This window comes from Brevibacterium otitidis (genome assembly GCF_042429315.1).
GTDB classification, from domain to species: domain Bacteria; phylum Actinomycetota; class Actinomycetes; order Actinomycetales; family Brevibacteriaceae; genus Brevibacterium; species Brevibacterium otitidis.
On record NZ_JBHMAU010000017.1, the window covers coordinates 1 to 20481 of the forward strand.

General features: G+C 65.3%; 17 protein-coding genes, 3 pseudogenes and 1 riboswitch. Of the genes and pseudogenes, 6 read left to right on the plus strand and 14 right to left on the minus strand.

Going from position 1 to position 20481, the window contains the following annotated elements:
- The 7 genes and pseudogenes from ACFFN1_RS01300 to ACFFN1_RS01330 all read right to left on the minus strand — a co-directional run.
- Positions 1–158, minus strand: a pseudogene (locus ACFFN1_RS01300) (IS1380 family transposase); the annotation flags it as partial.
- 151 nt (positions 159–309) lie between these two features.
- Positions 310–762: an NUDIX hydrolase gene (locus tag ACFFN1_RS01305; RefSeq protein WP_376837867.1), complete on the minus strand. Its 453-nt coding sequence runs from the start codon at positions 760–762 to the stop codon at positions 310–312.
- Positions 759–1502: a class I SAM-dependent methyltransferase gene (locus ACFFN1_RS01310; protein WP_376837869.1), complete on the minus strand. Its 744-nt coding sequence runs from the start codon at positions 1500–1502 to the stop codon at positions 759–761. The genes ACFFN1_RS01305 and ACFFN1_RS01310 overlap by 4 nt, the downstream gene beginning before the upstream one ends.
- On the minus strand, positions 1499–2509 hold the full coding sequence (locus ACFFN1_RS01315) for a thymidylate synthase (protein WP_376837871.1): 1011 nt from the start codon (positions 2507–2509) through the stop codon (positions 1499–1501). The genes ACFFN1_RS01310 and ACFFN1_RS01315 overlap by 4 nt, the downstream gene beginning before the upstream one ends.
- A complete protein-coding gene (locus ACFFN1_RS01320; RefSeq protein ID WP_376837873.1) occupies positions 2499–2975 on the minus strand; it encodes a nucleoside 2-deoxyribosyltransferase in 477 nt (158 codons plus the stop codon). The genes ACFFN1_RS01315 and ACFFN1_RS01320 overlap by 11 nt, the downstream gene beginning before the upstream one ends.
- Before the next feature lie 97 nt (positions 2976–3072).
- Complete coding sequence (gene thiD, locus ACFFN1_RS01325) at positions 3073–3873, minus strand: bifunctional hydroxymethylpyrimidine kinase/phosphomethylpyrimidine kinase (protein ID WP_376837875.1); 801 nt, start codon at positions 3871–3873, stop codon at positions 3073–3075.
- Positions 3870–4337: an NUDIX hydrolase gene (locus ACFFN1_RS01330; RefSeq protein ID WP_376837877.1), complete on the minus strand. Its 468-nt coding sequence runs from the start codon at positions 4335–4337 to the stop codon at positions 3870–3872. Before ACFFN1_RS01330 ends, thiD begins: the two co-directional genes overlap by 4 nt.
- Positions 4338–4370: 33 nt before the next feature.
- Positions 4371–4489: riboswitch (TPP riboswitch) on the minus strand.
- Positions 4490–4937: 448 nt separating this feature from the next.
- Here ACFFN1_RS01330 and ACFFN1_RS01335 point away from each other — a divergent pair.
- Positions 4938–5564: pseudogene (locus ACFFN1_RS01335) on the plus strand (HAD-IC family P-type ATPase); the annotation flags it as partial.
- 19 nt (positions 5565–5583) lie between these two features.
- Here ACFFN1_RS01335 and ACFFN1_RS01340 read toward each other — a convergent pair.
- From ACFFN1_RS01340 to ACFFN1_RS01355, 4 genes are all read right to left on the minus strand, one after another.
- Entirely contained in the window at positions 5584–7176 is a 1593-nt protein-coding gene (locus tag ACFFN1_RS01340) for a sodium:solute symporter family protein (protein ID WP_376837879.1), read from the minus strand.
- A 145-nt stretch (positions 7177–7321) separates the two neighbouring features.
- On the minus strand, positions 7322–8431 hold the full coding sequence (locus tag ACFFN1_RS01345) for a CobW family GTP-binding protein (protein ID WP_376837881.1): 1110 nt from the start codon (positions 8429–8431) through the stop codon (positions 7322–7324).
- The gene (locus tag ACFFN1_RS01350) at positions 8428–10113 is read right to left on the minus strand and encodes an amidohydrolase (RefSeq protein ID WP_376837883.1); all 1686 of its coding nucleotides are present in this window, start codon (positions 10111–10113) and stop codon (positions 8428–8430) included. The genes ACFFN1_RS01345 and ACFFN1_RS01350 overlap by 4 nt, the downstream gene beginning before the upstream one ends.
- Before the next feature lie 274 nt (positions 10114–10387).
- Entirely contained in the window at positions 10388–10690 is a 303-nt protein-coding gene (locus tag ACFFN1_RS01355) for a hypothetical protein (RefSeq protein WP_376837885.1), read from the minus strand.
- An 8-nt stretch (positions 10691–10698) separates the two neighbouring features.
- Between ACFFN1_RS01355 and ACFFN1_RS01360 the strand changes: the two are divergent.
- Both ACFFN1_RS01360 and ACFFN1_RS01365 read left to right on the plus strand, forming a co-directional pair.
- A pseudogene (locus tag ACFFN1_RS01360) lies at positions 10699–11057 on the plus strand (cupin domain-containing protein); the annotation flags it as partial.
- 282 nt (positions 11058–11339) lie between these two features.
- The gene (locus ACFFN1_RS01365; protein WP_376837887.1) at positions 11340–11900 is read left to right on the plus strand and encodes a hypothetical protein; all 561 of its coding nucleotides are present in this window, start codon (positions 11340–11342) and stop codon (positions 11898–11900) included.
- A 286-nt stretch (positions 11901–12186) separates the two neighbouring features.
- On the opposite strand, the gene ACFFN1_RS01370 is transcribed toward ACFFN1_RS01365, so the two are convergent.
- Genes ACFFN1_RS01370 through ACFFN1_RS01380 form a run of 3 tightly spaced genes read right to left on the minus strand, consistent with a single transcriptional unit; the run spans position 12187 to position 15861 of the window.
- Positions 12187–13983: a cobaltochelatase CobT-related protein gene (locus ACFFN1_RS01370; protein ID WP_376837888.1), complete on the minus strand. Its 1797-nt coding sequence runs from the start codon at positions 13981–13983 to the stop codon at positions 12187–12189.
- 2 nt (positions 13984–13985) lie between these two features.
- The gene (locus ACFFN1_RS01375; protein WP_376837890.1) at positions 13986–14978 is read right to left on the minus strand and encodes an AAA family ATPase; all 993 of its coding nucleotides are present in this window, start codon (positions 14976–14978) and stop codon (positions 13986–13988) included.
- A gap of 10 nt (positions 14979–14988) precedes the next feature.
- A complete protein-coding gene (locus ACFFN1_RS01380) occupies positions 14989–15861 on the minus strand; it encodes an IclR family transcriptional regulator (protein WP_376837893.1) in 873 nt (290 codons plus the stop codon).
- 202 nt (positions 15862–16063) lie between these two features.
- On the opposite strand from ACFFN1_RS01380, the gene xsc reads away from it, so the two are divergent.
- The 3 genes from xsc to ACFFN1_RS01395 all read left to right on the plus strand — a co-directional run bounded on the left by xsc (position 16064) and on the right by ACFFN1_RS01395 (position 20081).
- Positions 16064–17866, plus strand: coding sequence for a sulfoacetaldehyde acetyltransferase (gene xsc, locus ACFFN1_RS01385; protein WP_376837895.1), 1803 nt, complete (start codon positions 16064–16066; stop codon positions 17864–17866).
- 503 nt (positions 17867–18369) lie between these two features.
- Positions 18370–18972, plus strand: coding sequence for a YiiX/YebB-like N1pC/P60 family cysteine hydrolase (locus ACFFN1_RS01390; RefSeq protein ID WP_376837896.1), 603 nt, complete (start codon positions 18370–18372; stop codon positions 18970–18972).
- A 380-nt stretch (positions 18973–19352) separates the two neighbouring features.
- On the plus strand, positions 19353–20081 hold the full coding sequence (locus ACFFN1_RS01395; protein WP_376837898.1) for a hypothetical protein: 729 nt from the start codon (positions 19353–19355) through the stop codon (positions 20079–20081).
- Positions 20082–20481 lie beyond the last annotated feature (400 nt).

Consider the following 20481-nt stretch of genomic DNA (forward strand, 5'->3'; position numbering starts at 1 on the left):
AGTTTCGCAGCCGGGTTCGCGCCTTTGTCAGCGCCAGTGGTCGACACGGTCAGCCTGTCGTCGGCGAGGTCGAGCAAGCCCGCCTTCTGGGCCAGGCCCATGATCAGGACCAGCCCGGTCGTCGCGATGAAATTCTCGTCATCGAAGGAATGAGACACAGCCGTGGGTGTGTGATTGAATAGCACCTGAGAGGTGCCCCTTTCTTGGCCGGGAATGTTGACTTATAACATCACCATTTTCCCAGTTCAGGAGGGGCATTTCCATTCCACACGCGGCTCGATCCGGCTACTTACATCGGTGGATCAAGGCTTAGGCATCCCGGCCTTGTACCGATTCGTCGAGCGAGGCGAGCCTGATTGCAGTTGCGGCGACGCCATGAACGTCGAACGACGCCGCCAGCGGTAAGTCCCGCATTTTTTCGAGGGTGAACCATGCTGCATCGAGGGCGTCATCGGCAGGTGTCGGTTCTCCGTGCTGCCATCGGCAAAGCACTCCGACCAGGACGTAATGCAGATGGTTGTCAGCGTCGATCACATCAACAGCATCGAAGATGCGGTAAGGGGTGGCGTCGACCCCGGTTTCCTCGGCGAGTTCGCGCGCGGTTGCGGTGAACAGTGTCTCGCCCGGTCTGATCTTCCCTCCGGGAAACGCCCACCGGCCGGCATCGGGCATGTGGGCGCGGCGAACGAGAAGTACACGACTTCCTCGGACCACTGCCGCAAGCGTGGCCGGTCGCGGGTGGGGCCGCTCGTGCGTCATCATTCCACCGCGTCGGCGCCATTGACCTGCGCTCGGATCTGTATGAAGGGCGGTTGGTCAACGGGTTCCTGCGCACCGACGTCCTTGACGGTGTCGGCGCCTCGCGTCGTGATCTCACGGATCGTAAATCCGGCCGAGGCCAGCACCGACTCGTAGGTGCTAATCGACCAGTGCCGGTCGACGAGTTCAAGCACTCCGACCCCTGGGACCTGCAAGCTGACCTTCCGTTCGTCGCCGTCCTGATAGTCTCGGCCGGGCTCACCGCTGCGGAAGGTGGGGAACTGGATTCCTGTGGCTGCGGGGTTGCTGTCGACGATGAAGAGCGATCCGGAGGGCTTAAGGACGCGCGCGAGCTCGTCTGCGATCCGGCGGAGGTCCTCTCGGGCGGACACGTTGATGAACACGAAGCAGCAGACCACGGCATCGAACGTGTGATCCGGGTACGGCACATGGCCGCTGTCGATGGTGTGGAATCGGGCGGCGTCCTGGGGTGTCTGAGACTGGGCGAGACGGACCATGTTCGCACTGATGTCGACACCGACGACCCTGCCTGCGGCTCGGGTATCGAGTAACCGTCGGGAGACTTTTCCGCTGCCGCATCCGTAGTCAAGCACGACCGCATCCCCACCGTAGAGGTTCTCGAGATCCCGGGTCAGGGGAAGGTAGGCCAGCCGGTGTTCGACGTAGTCGTCATAGGCGTCGAAGCCTGCCGAGACTGATGGTTTCCGCCATGACGTCGTCATCGGTGCACCGCCGTCACGTGCGTGTGGTCGGACTCGATCGCTGGCCACCGGTTCGTCAGCAAGTCTCGATGGAGGGGATGCAGGTCGTCGAGGACCGAGACGTCGATCGGTCGTCCGGATTGGAGTTGCCGGTGGATCCAGAACAGTCGGAGGATCTCCACCCACGCATGCGGAAGGGTGAGGGCGGTCAGAGCATCGGCGGGGAGTTGGTCTGCGCGGATCGACTGTTCAAGGGTGAGAACCTCTCGCACTTGAGCCATCGTCGCCCCTGGTGGTAGCTGCGGTAAAGCTCGCGGTGCGTCGATTACCTGGCCGCTGTGTTCGAGGAGTTCCTCTACTCGCGTGAGGTCTTTTTCGTAGATGTGGAGCGAGCCGACCTGGTGGACGTAGACCCCAGGCGTCACACCCAGCATGGAGGCGAGGAACTCCTGTAGAAAGGTGAAGGAGAACGTGTCGTTGAGCAGTCCCATGTAAGCGTCGTTGGCGCGCATGAATGCGACCATGTGCAGATGCTCGCCGCGGAGCAGCAGTTGGAGGGCAAGCGTGCAGGACACGTCGATGTTGCGCCGGTAGATGTCTTCCGAATCGTCGAAGACTTGCAGGACGGCACGCTTGCTGGCTGGGTCGTCCTCGCGAAGGATGTTAACAACTCGTTCAATGGCGTCCTCACCGCCGACGTCTTTAAGTAGTTTGGCGCCATAGCCAGTGCCGGGCAGGCTCACCCCATCAGGACTGTAGCGTTCCATCGAGGGAGCGTAGTTGCGGATGAAGTCGAGGTCGTTCTTGCCGGAGAGATACCAGAGCGCTTCGGCATAGTTGAAGATGATGTTCTGGCGACGCTGCCGGACAAGGCAGTACCGGCGCGCCGGGCTCGTCAGCCGTACGCTGAAGCCGATGTTCTCTCGCTCGTCTTGGCCGCGGGGGCTGTTCCGGTGTTCGAAGCTGGTGCAGAGGTGTCGCAGCGTGTCCAAGTAGAGCGCGTTCAGGTCTGGGTACTCATGCTTCACTGCGAGCTCCTTCCCGTGCTCGGTCAATGGCGGCGTGGATGCGCGGTCCGGTTGCCTGCTGGGGGTCGATGGTGATCATTTCCACGTCGGCGACCGCTGAGAGACCCCGGATGAGGAATGCGTATTCCTGGTCCTTCTCCAGGAGAAGGATGATGGGTTTCTTCCAGGCCGATGCCCACCCGATCTCGATATGTGTTCCTGGTGACGCTGGCGACCCGGGGAAAGCGATGAAAACGTCGCAGGCGGCGATCTCCGTATAGTCGATGCGTGTGCACTCGCTGGGTTCCATGAAATCGCGCCCCCAATCTTCCCTGCGGTGAGCGCAGTGCACGTCCCATCCCCGCGTCTCGAAGTAGTCGATGATCGAGGCGTACTTATCGATGTCGGAACCTCGCATCACATGTATGTCGGAATCGACGAGCGCTTTGAATGGGCCCGCGAGAAACATCTTTCGCGTCTCGGTCACAATTGTTCTCCTTCACGAGTTGAGTGGCGCCAATAGCATGATCTGGTTGCCAGGACTTTCTGGCGTCGACACATACGGTGAGTGGTTTCGGCACGGATTATTCCCGCGGACAGAGCTGGTGAAAGTGATGCACGGGACCGTGGCCGTGACCGACGTCGAGGAGGTCGCTGGCGATGAGAGCATCGTGAAGATACCGCTCGGCCTGGCGCGCACTGTCTTGCGCCGAGTGATTGGGCAGCAGCGAGGCGATCGCCGACGACAGTGTGCAGCCGGTTCCGTGGTCGTTGAGAGTCTTGACTCTGGCGGCGGTGAATGCACGGGCTCCCTCCGGCCCGCAGATAGTCGACGTGGGACGCCTCGTGCGTGAGGTGTCCGCCCTGAGTAGCACCCAGGGAGAACCGAGGCTGCGCAGCCGGGTGCCCTGATCGTGCATCTGCTGCCAAGTTGTGGCTTCCTTGGTGTCGAGGGGGACCGCAGCCTCGGGGAGGTTCGGCGTGATGATCGTCGCCAGCGGGACGAGCGTGTCCCGGACGGCGGCCACGGCGTCGGTGTCGAGAAGGTGATCGCCGCTCTTGGTACCATTGCCGAGCACGATGTTCTCGGCTTCGTGCTGTCGGAGCCGGTCGGCGACGACCTCGGTGTTCGCGGCGTTGGCGACTATGCCGATCTTCACCGCGTCGACATGGACATCGTCGAAGACCGCATCGATCTGCTTGCCGACGAAAGAGGGGTCGAGGGGAACGAAGGAGCGCACGCCGCAAGTGTTCTGAGCAACGACCGCGGCGGCGGCTGTCACACCGTAGGCACCTATCGCTGTGAACGCCTTGAGATCGGCCTGGACACCAGCACCACCGGTCGGGTCGGTTCCCGCTATCGAGAGGACAATGTGAATCGTCACGCTCTCACCTCGTTCTGCGCGACGGCAACGGCGTACCGGGCGACATCGACGACGTCCTTGCTCAGCGCCAGCTGGGCGTCGTCGACCTCGTCGAGGGCAAACCACCCAGCTTCTAGGGCATCGTCACCGGCACGCAGGGATCCGGACCGCCACTGGCACGCCACGGCGATGAGGACGAAGTGGCTGACCAGATCGCCATCCGTGCCGCGATCGAAGGCATCGATCGTCGTCAGGACGCCGATGGCGTCGCCCACGAGACTAGTCTCCTCGTCCAGCTCACGCTCGGCTGCTTGCGTGATGGTTTCTCCGAACTCGATTTTCCCACCGGGGAAGCCCCAGTACCCGGCATCGGGCGGATTCGCCCGACGCACCAAGGCCACACGGTCATCGTCGATGACGACGCAGAGAACGGCGACCGTCGGCCGCGCACGGCCGACGTCGGAATCGGCGGGAGGAATCGACACTGTGGCCTCACTTCTGGAGGCCAGCGACGGGAGCAAGCCCTACGAGACCAGTCCCTTCGCCGGCATGATCCGGATCAGGTTCTAAGGGTCACCACGCCGACCATCGTCCAGTGGTATCTCAGCCCCTTGACGGGGCACCCCTCGGTAACACCGAGCCTACCAGAAGGCCGCCACTGTGTGTCCAGACTGTCGCCACAAGTCCCTGTCCCGCGGTCCGAGGCTGCGTGACACGAACCCCAACATCGGTGCAGATGGCGCGCCATAGAGCCCGGCACTCGTTACCGGCGCGATCAACGCGAGGCGGTATAAGCGTCGATCGCATTGTTGGAAACACGCCCGAGACCAGAGACGACATACCGATCTCACGCGCCCATTTCCGAAGCTCGGCCAGGGGATAGCGACGATGCTGACACGATGCATTGTTCAGCCTTTGCGGCGCACGAAATGGACGACTGAGGCTGACCGGCCGCGCCGCTATAACGTAGATGTCCAATGCGTGGGAGTGATGCGAGGGGAGGTGACAATTAGGGTGTCACGCTGCGGCTGCAGGTGAGTCAGTAATTGCTTCGTACCCGACAGGTGTCAATCGGCCCAACCGGGCTGGCCGACGGCGCCGTCATCGGTGCGCTGCGGCTGGCCGATGAGATCCGCGCGGAATCGCACGATGCCGTCGCTGCCCTGCATGCAGCCGGGGTGCAGGTCGTAATGATCACCGGTGACGCACAGGCAGTTGCCAACACCGTCGCAGCAGAGCTCGGCATCGACCGGGTGTTCGCCGGCGTCAGGCCCGAGGACAAAGCCGCCACAGTGGAGGAGCTCCAACGTGAGGGCAGGCGTGTGGCGATGGTCGGGGACGGCGTCAACGATGCTCCCGCGCTCGCCCAGGCAGACGTCGGTATCGCGATCGGTGCGGGCACCGATGTGGCGATCGGCTCCGCTGGTGTCATCCTCGCCTCGTCGGATCCGCGTTTGGTGCTCTCGGTCTTCGAACTGTCCCGTGCGACGTATCGGAAGATGAAGCAGAACCTGTGGTGGGCTGCCTGCTACAACCTCATCTCGGTTCCGCTTGCCGCCGGCGTGCTGGCACCGGTCGGCTTCGTGCTGCCGATGAGCATCGGCGCGATTCTCATGTCAGCCTCCACAGTAGTGGTGGCGCTCAACGCGCAGCTGCTGCGCCGTCTCGACCTCTCACCGGCTGCCAGCACCGCTGCCGTGCTCGAGTCCTGACGCACCGAACCGGATGACGTCACTCCGCCTGCGGCCGCTGCTGCTCAACGCCCGGTGACGCAGCCTCAGCTGTCCGTGCCGGTTGCGTGCCAGCGGCGACCTCCGCCTCGGGCGCGGTGGCCTGACCTGCTGCCGTCGACGTCCCCGCGGGGACGTCCCCAGCTGCAGCCGGCTCCTCATCGACACCATGTGTGCGCAGCTCGCCGGCTCGGTAGGCGTGGTAGTAGGCGACGACGACCTCGTCATCGGAGTGGCGGGTCGCCAGGCTCACGGCGATGAGCACGATGGCCGAGGTGATGAGTCCGGGCAGGATCTCGTGGATGCCGAAGGGCTGGCCGGAGAAGCGCCACAGCAGTGAGACGGCCATCGCTGCGATCATCGACCAGATGACGCCGCGCTTCGTCGCCCGCTTCCAGAACATCGCCGCGAGCACCGGCATGACGAGCGTGGTCGCGGTGAAGGACAGGGCGACCTGGTAGATCGCGATGATGTCCTTGATGACGAGGGCGATGCCGAGGCCGATGACTGCCATCGCCGCGACCGAGATCCGGGACACCTTGAGGATCTGATCGTCCTTCGCCTGCGGGTTGATCCAGCCCTGGTAGATGTCCTTGGAGATGTTGATCGCACCTGAGAGCAGGAACGAGGTCGCGCCGGTCAGCAGCGCAGCCAGCAGTGAGACCATCAGCAGCCCGCCGATCGAGCCGTGGAAGATCTCGGCGATGAACGAGGTGTAGATGACATCGGGCATGGTGCCGGCCGGGAACATCTGCAGGGCGGCGATGCCGATGACGATCGCCGCCGCGCCGATGAGCACAGAGACGGCGAAGCCGATGACGACCGCCCAGATGCCGACCCGGTCGCTCTTAGCTGCGGTGAGCCGCTGCCAGGTCGTCTGCCAGACGATGTAGAACGGGCCGAAGATGAGGAACCAGTTGAGCAGCTCGATGCCGCCGATCGAGGTGAAGGAGAAGTGATCGGCCGGGGTGTTCTCGATGATCGTGTCGATCCCGCCGACATAGTTGATGCCCATGATGAGGGTGATGATGACACCGGCGAGGATGACGAAGGTCTGGATCGCATCCGTCCAGGCGACGCTCGGCATCCCGCCGACGAGCGTGAACGCCAGGGTGACGACGAAGCCGGCGAGGATGCCCCAGAACACGGTCAGGTCGGTGATCGAGGCGAGGATCGCGCCCATGCCCACCAGCTGCATGCCGAACGTCGGGGTCATGTACAGCAACCCGACGATGAGGGCCGGGATGAGGGCTGCGACCTTGCCGAAGCGGCGGGCGAAGAGCTCAGGCACGGTGTAGAGCCGCAGCCGGCGGATCACCGGGCCCAGCAGCAGCACAGCGGCGATGGTGAAGCTGGCGTAGGCCACACCGGTGATGTTGTACGACAGCCCCATCTCGAAGCCCTTGCCCGCACCGCCGATGAGGGCGGCCGAACCGGTGACGGTGGCGATGACCGAACCGCAGATGGGGAAGAACCCGAGTCTGAAGTCGGCCATGACATAGCCGTCAGCGCTCTTGACGCGAGTCGTGGCGACGACGCTGATGACGAGCAGCAGCAGCAGGAAGCCGATGATCCACACGAGATACCAGTTCATGGGCGCAGATTCTCCATCCCCGTTGATGAATATCCATCCTCATTGATGAATGCGTATTCCCTCACCATCCCGGCGATCGCCGCCGGTGGCCAGGACCAGTTCCGTCGCGCCCGATGGGTCCAGCACGGTGGTGGCGCAGGTGCGCTCAGTCACCGGTGAGCACAGGCGCGAGCGCGGCGGCCGCCGCATCGACGGCGGCCTGGGGATCTGCCCCGGCGGCGATGAGCACGAAGCCGTCGGTGGCCGGCCGGTCGGTGGGGCGCACGTCGATGCGGCGCCCGGAGAGCTGCACGGAGTGCGCCGTTCCCGAGGCGGTGGGCACGATCCCCTTCGCGCGCACGAGAGTGCCGGCGAGGGTGTCGAGCACACCGGTGAGTGCTTCGAGGCCGACAGGACCGGTGATCTCGACGGTGGCCGTGGCGTGCGCAGCCGCATGGAACGAGGCCGCAGCGTCATGGGCTCGCCGGTTGGGTGCGCTCGCTTCCGGCGCGGGTCCCCCAGCCGTGTCCGGGCCGCTCGCCTCAGCCGCCTGTGGTGCGGGTCCTCCCGCCGGTTGCCGTGCGCGTCCAGCCGCCTCCGGCACGGGGGTGCGCAGCGCCTCGGCGGCGGTGGCATCGGGATCGTCTGGATCCTGGACGACGATGACCGCCTGCCCGGCGGCCTGTCGGCAGGCGGCGACCGCCGCCTCGACCTGGGCGGGGGAGGCGAGGTCCGTCTTCGTCACGAGCACCACCTCGGCGGCGGCGAGCTGACCGGCGACCGCGTCGCCGACGTAGAGGTCGGCCAGCTGGCTGGTGATCGCTGTCGCGTCGGCGCACACGAGAACGGGACCGGCGCTGAAACCCGGATAGCTGCGCCAGACCGCCAGCTGGCCGGGATTGCCGACCCCGCTGACCTCGCACAGCACCTGATCGAGGTCGTCGCGGGCGGCCAGTGCGCTCATGGTGCGCAGCGCATCGTCGCTGATCTGGCAGCAGATGCAGCCGTTCGTCAGCTCGATGGTGTCGTCACTGGCTGCGGCGATGAGCGCGGCGTCGATGTTGACGGTCCCGAAGTCGTTGACGACGACCGCGGTGCGCCCGGGCAGGATCCCGGCCAGCAGCCGGTTGACCAGCGTCGACTTACCGGCACCCAGGTAGCCGCCGATGATCCCAAGCCGGGCACCGGAACGAGGGCCACCGGAACGGCCGGCTCCGGAACGCCGGGCACCGGACCGGCTGACACCCTGTGCGTCGGCTGCCGCAGGCGCGCTCACTGGCCATCCGCTCCCGAGGCACCGGCCGGCTCGACGACAGAGGCGTAGTGCTGCCCGCCGACCATGGTGCCGCGGGCGTGGATCTCACCGACCGCCTCGGGCGCGACCTCATAGGGGTCGGCGTCGAGGACGGCGACATCGGCGAACTTGCCGGCCTCCAGCGAACCGATCTCGTGATCCATCTTCAGCAGGTACGCCGCCCCGAGGGTGACGGCTTCGAGCGCGTCATCGAGGCTGATGCGCTCGTACTCGCCCATCACCCGCCCGGAGACCGTCAGCCGGGTGACAGCGTGCTTGACCGTCTGCAGCGGGCCGAGCGGGGTGACCGGGGTGTCCGAATGCAGGGTGATCGGCACCCCGATGCGCAGCGCAGTCGCCGCCGCATTCATCCGCGCGGCCCGGTCGGGTCCGACGGTGATGTCCATGTGCTGATCGCCCCACGCCCAGATGTGGTTGGCGAAGATGTTCGCCCCAGCACCCAGGGCCTTCATCCGCTTGTACTGCGCCTGCGTCGTCAGCTGCGAGTGCGTGCACGTGTGCCGATGGTCCGGGCGCGGGTGGGCGATGAGCGCGGCTTCGAGCGCGTCGAGGAACAGCTGCGTGGTCTGGTCGCCGTTGCAGTGGACGTGGATGAGCAGCCCGGCTTCGTGGAAGATGCGGAAGGCCTCGATGAACTCCTCCGGGGCGACTCCCCAGATGCCGTTGGGCTCATCGCCGTAGTAGCCTGGCTCCATCATCCGGGCGGTGAAGCCCTGGATCGAGCCGTCGAGCATGAGCTTGACGTTGCCGAAGCGCAGCCGGTCGGTCGAGGTCTCCCGCAGTTCGATGAGCCGCTGGGCGGCTTCCGGCATGGACAGGGCGACCTCGCCGACGCCTGCCCCGAAGTGGAAGACGTTGATCCGGGCCGGGAAGTCGGCATCGACGGTCGAGCGGAACAGCTCGACCCCCTCGTCCTCCATGAGGATCGTCGTGCCGAGGTCGGTCAGCGTCGTGGTGCCGGTGTTGACGCCCTCCTGGCTGAACCGGCGCAGGGCGGTCGCGTTGATGTTCAGTAGCCCGCCGCCGTCGGTCAGCTCACCGGCGAGAGCCATCGCGGCGAACTCCTGCAGCTCGCCGTTGGGGTTGCCGTCTTGGTCCTTGACGACGCCGGTGACCTCGGTCGAGGCGTCGATGCCGCAGCGGGCCATCGCTGCGGAGTTGACCGTTGAGACGTGCCCGCTGGTGTGGGTGACGTGGATCGGCCGGGTCGTCGAGACGCGGTCGAGGTGGGCGGCGACGAGCCGGTCGCCGGGGAAGTAGATCGGGTCGAGACTCCAGGCCAGCAGCGGCTCCTCCGGATCGGTGAGCTCCGCCTCGGCCTCGCGCAGCCGCTCGAGCACCGCCTCGATGCTGCGGCAGCCGGGCCACCGGCGGCCATCGGGGTCGATGCGGTCGACGAGCCCGATGTAGGTTGAGGCCCACACATTGCCGGAACCGGCATGGGAATGCGCTTCGACGAAGCCGGGCAGCAGCACCACCTCGGCGTAGCGGTCGTCGATGACCGCGTTCGGGTAGGTGAGCAGCTCCTCGACCGTGCCCACCGCCCGGATCCTGTCGCCGCGCACGGCGATCGCCTCGGCGGTGGGCCGGGCCGGGTCCATCGTGCGGACGATGCGGGCGGGGTAGACGACCGTCGGTTCCATTGCTCTCCTATCGACGCTGATGAGGACGCTGAGGTCACGGCGCTGTGCGGGCACCTGCCGCCAGTTCACCATCTGCACCGGCCGGCGGCAAGCGCCAGATCAACCGGTGTTGATGAGTCCAGATGCGGCCGGGCGCATGAGTCCGCATCCCGCTCCCGAGGCGGTGGGCCGCTGGCAGGTGCGGCTCGCTTGCGGTTTCGTCTGGCTTCCGGAATGACGGCAGCCGGCCGGACGACTGTGGGTCGCCGGGCCGGCTGTGTGTCAGGCGGGCAGCTCAGCTGGTGTGCGACGCTCCGTTCTCGCGCGTGGCAGCGTCCGTGCTGGGCGCCGTTCTGTCTGCTGAGCCGGTCTGGCGGGGCAGCGGCTTCTCTCCTTCGGCGATCGCCTTCACCTCGGCGGTGTCGGTGATCTCACCGCATTCGATGGCCTCGCGGATCTCTTCGACCTTCTCGTCGGGCACGTCCGGGATCTCCTCGCCGTCGGGGTCGAGGAACCGGCCGTCGATGAACACATCGCCCTCCCGCAGCTCGCGCAGGTCGGTCGGGGTGAGGATGCGCACCGGCTTGGCGGCGAACACCGATGGGTCCGGCGCCGGTATTCGGCAACGAGAACGACATCGAACCTCCCCGATGCCGGGCACCGAGGGTCGCTGGCGGACCACCCGGATGATCGATCCGGCCGACCTCGCCTACGACATGCACGTCAACATCGTCACCTTCGAACCCGGTGCCTCGATTCCGTTCGCTGAGACGCACGAGATGGAGCACGGGCTCTACATCCTGCAGGGCAAGGGCGTCTACCGGCTCAACGACGACTGGGTCGAGGTGCAGGAAGGCGACTTCCTTGCGCTGCGCGCCTTCTGCCCGCAGGCCTGCTACGCCGGCGGGCCGGAGCCGTTCCGATACCTGCTGTACAAGGACGTCAACCGCCAGGTCGAACTCTGATCTGAAGCACATGCTGCCTGGCGCTCAGCTGCTGGGGTTGCAGGCAGGCGAGGCCCGTCTGGGGTGCAGCTTGCACACCGCGTGAGATTTGTCTTGTGCTGCCGACCGGGTCGCTACGACTCACGCGCAGTCGACTACGACGAAGGTCTACTGTTCTGTTGCTGGGCGGCGGCAAAGAGTGCCGGTAAGCCTGCAGCGGTGATGCCTGATCCAGCTGCCTGATGCTTGCGTGGGTGCTCGCTGAGGTTTCGTCTGAGGTTACTGAGAAAGGACAGATTGAAGATGACCGAACTGAACGTCAATGTAGCTAGTCGCCGTACGGTACTCGCGGCATGTATCGCTGCGCCGGCTATCCTCGCAACTGGAGTAGCAGCTGAGGCGTCTTCAAAGAAGTCAGCCGCGATTCCGCAGGGTCACCGACGGGGTAGGGTGACGGAGACAATGAGTGACGGTACCCGGATCTATGAAGTTGTTGACGAGCGCGGAGAGGTCGTGGGTTTTACATTCGATGACGAGCGGCTGGAGGTTCTGCAAAGAGCCAGCCGGGAGATCGAACGTGAACCTGAGATGGAAGGGGCCATTACGGTGCGTGGTCGCGGGACATCGGTGGCGGCATGTGCTGCAGCGATTGCCGGGTTCGTTGCTCTTACCGTGTTTCCTGCAGCACGAGTAGCGAAGCTTGCCTGGCGCCTGGGCAAGCTCGTCGCCAAATATGGTCCACGCCTTGTAGCTCGCGTTTTCAAGGGAGCTCGAGGTATCGCGGGGAGGACTGTCGAGAAGGAGCTCATTGACTTGGCCAAGTCTCTCAGTGGTGTAGCCGCTCTCAAGGCATGTGGCATTTAAAGGGAAACAACGTCGAATCACGAGGAGAGAGATGACTGACCGTCGTGGTGAGTCTGCGTGGTCGCAGATCTCATGCCGTGCCCTTGCCGGAGTCCTGGCTCTCATGGGTGGAACGTGGCTGCTATCGGGCGGAGTCTCGCTCGGGAGTCTGCATGTGCCGCACTCTCCGCTCTTCGGCTGGCTGCTCATCGTCATGGGTGTGCTGACCCTGATCGCGACTGTGCTGGGTCTGCGGCGCATGCGGAGGGGCCAGGGACAGAGGTAGCGGCGGCAGTAGGAGTCGGTCTCATCGCCGGGAGAGCAGCTCGACCATCCCGGTGATGACGGCGTTGGCGTCTCCGGCGTCGATGTCGACGGTCTGGTGCCGGTCGTAGAAGACGCTGAGATCAAGCCCGACGCCCAGGCCGGCGATCTCGACCTGGCCGCTGGCCGTCCACTGATCGACGGTGCGGCGCAGGTAGGCGCCGAGGTACTCCTCGTCATTGGCGTTGGCCGTCACCGCATCCGAGGGGCTGCCGTCGGAGATGACGAGCACGACCCTGCGTTCGGCTTCGCGGCGGGCCAGCCGGGCAGCCGCCCAGTCGAGCGCCTCCCCGTCGAGACCCTCCTTGTACAGGTCGGAGCGCAGCAGTGCCGCGAGTCCTGCCCGCCCCCGCCGGTAGCCGGCGTCAGCGTCGAGCAGCACCATGTGCCGGCGTTCAGCGATCCGTCCGGCCCCCAGGGGTGAGCCGGCCCGTTGCCAGTCCTTCTTCGCCCGCCCACCGGTCCACGACCGGGTGGTGAAGCCGAGCACCTCGACACTCATGCCGAGCGCATCACCGGCCCGGGCGAAAGTGTCGACCGCTGAAGCGACGGCGAATTGGTGGGTGCGCATCGAACCCGAGCAGTCGATGAGCACCGTGAGGGCAAGCTCGGCGCGCGGGACGATCCGCTCGGTCTCGAAGACCAGCGTCTGGCTCGGGGCGGCGATGAGCTGGGCGAGCCGGCGTCGGTCGAGCCGGCCCTCCGGCTGCCCGGCATCGAAGCCGTCAGTGCCCGGGCGGGCGAGCTCACGCTCGAGCCGGTGGGTCAGCCGGTGAACTGAGAGCCCACGTTCGCTGATCGCCTCATCGAGCCGGCGGCGCAGCTCCCGCAGCCGGACCGGGCGCACGAGCTTGAGGGCGGTCGTCGTCTCGTCATAGACGCGGGTGAACACCGCATACTGCCCGGCGGCGGCACTGAGCGTCTGCGACTGCCCGAGCCCTGCGACCACACCGTCGCCATCGCCTTCCTCAGCCTCACGCTCCTCATCGAAGAGCGCCAGGTCCGGGGCGCGCCCGCTCCGCCCGCCGTGGGCCAGCTCATCCTCAGCCGCGGCCTCCTCGGCCAGGGCTGCGACGATGCCCGCCAGCTGCAGAGCCGGGCCGGCGAAGGCCTCCTGGTCATGGCGGGTTCGGCGCAGCTGCAGCAGCGGGGCGCCGATCTTCTCGGCCAGATCGAAGCGTGTGTGCTCGAGCAGATCCTCCAGGTGCGCTGGGATCGCCACAGCGAGGATCCTCGAGCGGGCGGTGTGGGCGAGGGCGAAGATGATGAGCCCGACTTTCGTCTCGATGAGCCCGGAGGCGAGGAACTCACCCGACCACTCCGCAAAGCGCAGCGCCAGATTCCGCCGGGCTCCCGGTGCTGAACCCGGCACGAGCGACTCGACCCGCAGTTGCTCGAGCAGATCGAACACCGTCCGGGCGGCAGGCTCGGCTGGGCGCAGCCGCCGGTGCAGCTGCCGGTCCGAGGCCTCCCACCGCAGCCACACGGCATCCGCGACCCCGCGCAGCGAGGCAAGCGACGCCTCGGGCGCGGGATCGAGGTGCAGGGCCGGCACGGCCAGCCGCTTGGGCCCGTCGTAGAGCCGGCCGCCGCGATGATGCAGACCCGGCCGGCCGGTCGCAGCGCGTGCCTGGGCGTCGGCGAGCTCGCGGAAGTGCTCGCGCCGGCGCGTGGTCCGCGGGCTCTCCTGGGCACCCGGCGGCGGCCCGCCGGTGGCGGTCGTCGGGTCGGCGGTCAGCGGCGCGCCCGCGCCCGAGGCGGTGGTCGGCTGGGTGCTCATGCTCAGGCTCCGGCTGGGGTCAGCGACCCGGGGGCGGCCTCGGCGATCTCGGCGTCGAAGCAGCGCTGGTAGTACTCGGCGACGATGCCCTTCTCGTACTCATCGCAGCGGTTGAGGAAGGACAGGCGGAAGGCGCGTTCGCGCTCGCCGAAGATCTCGATGTTCTCTGCCCAGGTCACCACGGTGCGCGGGGACATCAGCGTGGAGAGGTCGCCGACCCTGAAGCCCTCGCGGGTGAGGTTGGCCAGGCGCACCATCGCCGCGATCGTCTCCGGCTCCAGGCCCGGGACGCGGGCGTCGACGATCGAGGCCTCGACATCCGGGTCGAGGGCCGAGAGGTGGGCGACGATCGACCAGCGGTCGAGCTGGGCGTGATTGAGCCGCTGGACGCCGTGGTACATGCCGGTGACATTGCCCAGCCCCACCGTGTTGGCGGTCGCGAAGAGCCGGAAGGCCGGGTGCTGGGCGATGACGGTCGACTGGTCGAGCAGGGTCAGCCGGCCGTCGCGCTCGAGCAGGCGCTGGATGACGAACATGATGTCGGGCCGGCCGGCATCGTACTCATCGAGCAGCAGCGCGACCGGGCGGCGGACGGCCCACGGCAGGATGCCCTCGCGGAACTCGGTGATCTGCTTGCCATCTTCGAGGGTGACGACATCACGGCCGATGAGGTCGAGGCGCGAGATCTGCCCGTCGAGGTTGACGCGCATGCACGGCCAGTTCAGGCGGGCGGCAACCTGCTCGATGTGGCTGGACTTGCCGGTGCCGTGCAGGCCCTGGACGAGGACCCGGCGGTTCTTCGCGTAGCCGGAGAGGATCGCCAAGGTCACGTCCGGGTCGAAGTGGTGAGCCGGATCGATCGCCGGGACGAGCTCGTTGGGCTCGGAGAACGCCGGGACCTCGAGGTCGCGGTCGATGCCGAAGACCTCGCGGGCGCTGACGGTGGTGTCCGGGACGCATGCGGTGTCGGTCAGGTCCGGTGTCGTCGGGGTCATGGGAGCCTCCTCAGGTGTTCGCGGCAGCATCGTCGCTGCCCTGATCGGCGCTGCTGTCGTCGGTGGGGTGGCTGTGGGCGGCGATCTGCTCGGCGGCCCGGCGCAGCACCGGCACCAGGTCGACGCAGTCGGCGGTGCTCAGCCGCAGGGCCGGGGCCTGCACGGCCACGCACAGGTTCGAGATCCCCGACGGATCCGGGATGAGCACGGCGGCGCACACGAGCCCGGCGAGGTATTCCTCATCGTCGATGCCGTAGCCGAGCTCAGCGGCGCGCGCCACCTCAGCTTCGACCGCCTCGGGGTCGGTGATCGTGTTCGGGGTGAAGCCGCGCAGCGGGGCGGTGCCGAGCAGCTGGCGGCGGGCAGCCGGGCGCAGCTGGGAGAGCAGCAGCTTGCCCGAGGCCGAGGCGTGGGCCGGTACGCGCGAGCCGGGCGCCAGGGTCACGCGCAGGGGTTCGGGGGTCTCGACGCGGTCGAGGTAGACGACCTCGTGGCCGGACAGGGCGGTGATGTTGCAGCTCTCGCCGATCTCGGCAACGAGCTCGGCGAGGATCCGGTTGCGATTGCCGAAGTGCACATCGGTCAGCAGGGTCCGCTCGGCCATCCGCCGCATCCGCGGGCCGGTGCGGAACCGGCGGCCGTCGCCATCGCGCAGGACCATGCCGGCGTCTTCGAGCTGCTGGAGCATCCGGTGCAGGGTGGGCTTGGGCAGCCCGGTCTCCTCCGTCAGGCCCTGCAGGGTCGAGGGCGTCTCACGGGTGGCGATGAGCTCGAGGAGGGACAGATGCCGCTGGACCGGGGTGTCACCGGTGAGTCCGCGGCCGATCTCCACCGCCTCGGCGGCGGGATGGGCGGCGGTCCCCACGATCTCTGCGGTGCTCACGATTCCTCCAGTCTGCGCCGCGGATCGGCGGCGCCAGCGAACGGTCTGTCTCGAAAAGTATTGCAGACTGTTCGCAATTTTGGAATATGTGTTGACGTGCGGGGTGCTCGGTCTCTAAAGTGAAGCACGCAACAGTAATCGGAACGGACTGTTCCGTTATCGGGAACATTGGAGTTCACGGACCAGAAGGAGGTCGGGAGCAATGGCTTCGACCAACACAGGACGCGAGGTCGTCAAGGGCGTACAGCGGATGACACCGTCGGAGGCCTTCGTTGAGACCCTCGTCGCCAACGACGTTGAGACGATCTTCGGCATCATGGGATCGGCATTCATGGATGCGATGGACATCTTCGCCCCGGCCGGCATCGAGCTGGTGCCCGTCGTACACGAGCAGGGCGCGGCCCACATGGCCGACGGCTACTCGCGCGCCTCCGGCCGCCACGGCGTGGTCATCGGCCAGAACGGCCCGGGCATCTCGAACTGCGTGACCGCGATCGCCGCCGCCTACTGGGCGCACAGCCCGGTCGTCATCGTCACCCCAGAAGCAGGCACCAACGGCATCGGCCTCGGCGGCTTCCAGGAAGCCAACCAGCTGCCGATGTTCCAGGAGTTCACCAAGTACCAGGGCCACGTGTCCAACCCGGCCCGGATGGCCGAGTTCACCGCCCGCTGCTTCGACCGCGCCAAGGCGGAGATGGGCCCGACCCAGCTCAACATCCCGCGCGACTACTTCTACGGCGAGATCGAGACCGAGATCCGCGAACCGGCCGTCATCGACCGCGGCCCCGGCGGCCCCGAGTCCCTCGACCGTGCCGCCAAGCTGCTGGCCGAGGCGGAGTTCCCCGTCATCGTCTCCGGCGGCGGCGTCGTGTTCGCTGATGGAGTCGAAGAGTGCAAGGCCCTGGCCGAGCGCCTCGGCGCCCCGGTCGTCAACTCCTACCAGCACAACGACTCCTTCCCCGCCTCCCACCCGCTGTGGTGCGGGCCGCTGGGCTACCAGGGCTCGAAGGCCGGCATGAAGCTCATCAAGGACGCCGACGTCGTCCTCGCCCTCGGCACCCGGCTGGGCCCCTTCGGCACCCTGCCGCAGCACGGCCTGAACTACTGGCCGGAGGACGCCAAGATCATCCAGGTCGACGCCGATGCCGACATGCTCGGACTGGTGAAGAAGATCGAGGTCGGCGTGCTCGGCGATGCCAAGCAGGCAGCCTCGGCGCTGCTGGAGCGGCTCAACGGCCTCGACGTCGCCTCGGACAAGACCAAGGATGAGCGCGCTGAGCGGATCCGGTCCGAGAAGGACACCTGGGAGAAGGAGCTCGCCGAGTGGACCGAGGAGCGCGACGACTTCTCGCAGGACATGATCGCCGAAGCCGAGCAGGAAGAGGGCAACTGGCTGCATCCGCGCCAGGTGCTGCGCGCCCTCGAAGAGGCGATGCCCGAGCGCGTCATGGTCTCGACCGACATCGGCAACATCAACTCGGTCGCGCATTCCTACCTGCGCTTCGAGGAACCGCGGTCGTTCTTCGCCCCGATGTCGTTCGGCAACTGCGGCTACGCCCTGCCGACGATCATCGGCGCCAAGAAGGCCTGCCCGGAGCGCCCGGCGATCGCCTACGCCGGCGACGGCGCCTGGGGCATGTCGATGGTCGAGGTCATGACGGCTGTCCGCCACGACATCCCGGTCACCGCGGTCGTGTTCCACAACCGCCAGTGGGGTGCGGAGAAGAAGAACCAGGTGGAGTTCTACAACCGCCGCTTCGTCGCCGCCGAGATCGACACCGACTCGTTCGCTGAGATAGCCCGCGCGATGGGCGCCGAGGGCGTCACCGTCGACCAGCTCGACGAGGTCGGCCCCGCACTCAGAGCCGCGATCGATGCGCAGATGAACGAAGGCAAGACGACCGTCATCGAGATCATGTGCAACCGTGAGCTCGGCGACCCGTTCCGCCGCGATGCGCTCAAGAAGCCGGTCCGCCTGCTCGACAAGTACAAGGACTACGTCTGATCCGTCATTTGCACTGTAGTTGTAGTGGTGAACCGGGCTGAGACAGAGGGCTCCTGAAAGCACCGCAGACTGATAGGGAGTGTTCCCGACGCGCAAGCGCCGAGGGCACTCCCTATTGCAGTGTGGTGAGAAGCGATTCACTCCGCGGTGGCACCAACGGGAGCCTCGCCGCAAGCAGTGTGTCGGGTCTGAAACGTGCAGAAGCAGCCGGAGAGTGCTGTGAGGTGTGCGGCGGAATCCGAGGTGGCGAGATGGTGACCTGCTCAATGTCAGGTCAAGGAGGTCTAGCCTTAGCGGTAGTCGGCGCTGCAAAAGTTCCAGTGTCAGACGAATTGTTGCCGATGCGCTATTGACGCAATAAGAAATGAGGATTAGATTAAGATCACCCTCGAGAAAGGTACCCCATGATTCGGTACAGGCGCGTTCTCGCTGCGCTCTTAGCAAGTTCCCTATTGGTGACTATTACCCCCCCTGGCATAGCCTCAGCAAATGAGTCCACCGAAATGACGCAGAAGGAACTGCGTGCCGAGAGGCAAGCCGATGCACGCCAAATTGCCAGTATCGAAGCAAGCATGGACGGTCTACTTCGCGTTGGAAAGCAGCTCGAGGAATCCGAGCGAGGTGCAATGCCACAACCTGCTGCGTCGAAATGTAGGGCAGGATCTACAGGAGAATTCTGGGTTAGTACGATGATGAACTCGGGCAGCGTCGCGTTCACCGGCCACGCTGCAATAGTATCGAGTCGTTGTCAGACGACGATTGAATCGTATGCGAAACGCTACAGTCCGATCAAAAAGGATGGGGTGCAGAGATATGGGAATTCCTGGAGAACGCGGCCGAAAGCTTTCCTTCTCCGCCCGAAGAGGCAATCCGCTGCAAAGTACCGCGCTGCAGCAAAGTATGCAGAAGGCAAAGTCGGAAGGCCATACAATTGGTCCTTCATAAACAAGAAGACCGAAAAGAAGTTCTACTGCAGTCAGCTGGTGTGGCGCGCGTGGTTGAAGCAAGGTATTGATATCGAGAAGGGGTCGATTCCCAACAAGGCAGTGACGCCTGCCGATCTAGTGAATTCCTCAAACACGTACATTGTCCGGCGAAACAAATGAACGTTATGGGAGTCAGAGTTGCCGGGCTTGCGCTACTCCCCTTAGCCTTCGTGGCGGGATTGTCCGGTTGCGGATACGAGGCGGGTGCGAGCTTTCAGCTTCCCGTCGGTGGTGACTACACGATCATCTATAGTGATTTGGCCTCATCAGAGGCAGGTGCCGCAGTAGTCGGAGGTAACGGCGAGTTAGCTGAAACAATCCGCTTTCGAGCAATGGACTTAGGCGTTCGGACAAACCTGGGAGATTCGGTGCTTCTCACGGGATCTCGTGATGGCAATCGGCTGCTGATCAAGACTGACGGGTCTGCAGAACGCAGCTCTCCGGATTACGAGTACGCTGGAGGTGCTACGGCAGTAGCTTCGTCCTCCAAAGGTGCCGTAGTGACGTTCAACAACGCGGGTGCTGGTGAAGACGGTTATTCCAATCCGATTCTGCTTGAGCAGCCGCTGGGGGAAGCGAAGGCGGACCGCCGATTCACGGGCTACGCCAACTGGGTGTCCGAGCATGGCGGGTCTTTTGTGGTCGCCGGAGAGGACGGCAGCGCCTTAGACGAAGTCGGCAGTCAGGTGACGATTATTGACCCAGCGTCCCTCGAGGTCCTAAACCAATGGCGATGGCCAAAGCAGGGTGGTCTGGCCGATTGCGACCTCACGGGCCAGCGATTGCGTTGCATTGGTAGCGATCCAGAGGACTCTGGAGTAAATACGCTGCTGTACGACATCGACTTGAAGAGCGGCGAGCAGACGGTGCTTCCGAAGCGTGAACACGTTGGCTATGACGTGTTCACCGTCGATAGTAAACAGTATCTTCTTGATGATGCCGGGTTAGTTGAAGTCGCTGACGATGGGGTGCTTGTTGAATCAACCCGCATGGCGGTGATACCGCAGCACTTTGACGTCGATTCCTGGGTAATGACCGACGGGATTATCGACATCGTCGCCCGTGACCCTGATGGGGGCGACGTAGCGAACGGCGAGCGGTACATCGGCCGACTTATCCGCGTGGACGTGCGCGCCGGTTCGGTGCTACGCGATTTCCGCTTCAACCTACCGGATGAGATGACGACCAACATTCAGATCTTCCCCCGCGAGTTCTTCACGGCAGTCTGATTTGGCAGGCAGCTCCTGTGAAGACCCGACCTGGTGGAGATGTGAATGCGCCTACAGCTGTCAGCTGGGAGCCACGAGGCGTCTCGAATCCTGAAACGTGGACTGAGTAGCTTTTGGACCAATTCGTATCCTGGGGGTCGGCAAATATGAATATGTCGACAAACCTCTCACCGCGGTCACTGTAGGCTGCGGGTGCTCGACGGGAGAGTTAGGAAAGTCGTTCACGGTACGAAGCTTGCAGACCATGAATGACTTTTCTAACATTCCGAGGTTTGGCGTTGGGCCGTCGCTTTAACCTTGATCCACCGATCTGCTTGATGTCCGGGGGTTCACTCGGATTCGAGCGCGGACGCGATGAGTGGGCAGGAGGTAGTGTCCCGGCCTCTCACCGGTCTCTTCC

What these genes read in the sequence shown, in the direction of transcription:
- ACFFN1_RS01375 (WP_376837890.1), bottom strand. Translation starts at nt 14,978, where the DNA reads ATGACCCCGACGACACCGGACCTGACCGACACCGCATGCGTCCCGGAC.
- ACFFN1_RS01305 (WP_376837867.1), bottom strand. Translation starts at nt 762, where the DNA reads ATGATGACGCACGAGCGGCCCCACCCGCGACCGGCCACGCTTGCGGCA.
- xsc (WP_376837895.1), top strand. Translation starts at nt 16,064, where the DNA reads ATGGCTTCGACCAACACAGGACGCGAGGTCGTCAAGGGCGTACAGCGG.
- ACFFN1_RS01350 (WP_376837883.1), bottom strand. Translation starts at nt 10,113, where the DNA reads ATGGAACCGACGGTCGTCTACCCCGCCCGCATCGTCCGCACGATGGAC.
- ACFFN1_RS01310 (WP_376837869.1), bottom strand. Translation starts at nt 1,502, where the DNA reads ATGACGACGTCATGGCGGAAACCATCAGTCTCGGCAGGCTTCGACGCC.
- ACFFN1_RS01365 (WP_376837887.1), top strand. Translation starts at nt 11,340, where the DNA reads ATGACCGAACTGAACGTCAATGTAGCTAGTCGCCGTACGGTACTCGCG.
- ACFFN1_RS01340 (WP_376837879.1), bottom strand. Translation starts at nt 7,176, where the DNA reads ATGAACTGGTATCTCGTGTGGATCATCGGCTTCCTGCTGCTGCTGCTC.
- ACFFN1_RS01370 (WP_376837888.1), bottom strand. Translation starts at nt 13,983, where the DNA reads ATGAGCACCCAGCCGACCACCGCCTCGGGCGCGGGCGCGCCGCTGACC.
- ACFFN1_RS01390 (WP_376837896.1), top strand. Translation starts at nt 18,370, where the DNA reads ATGACGCAGAAGGAACTGCGTGCCGAGAGGCAAGCCGATGCACGCCAA.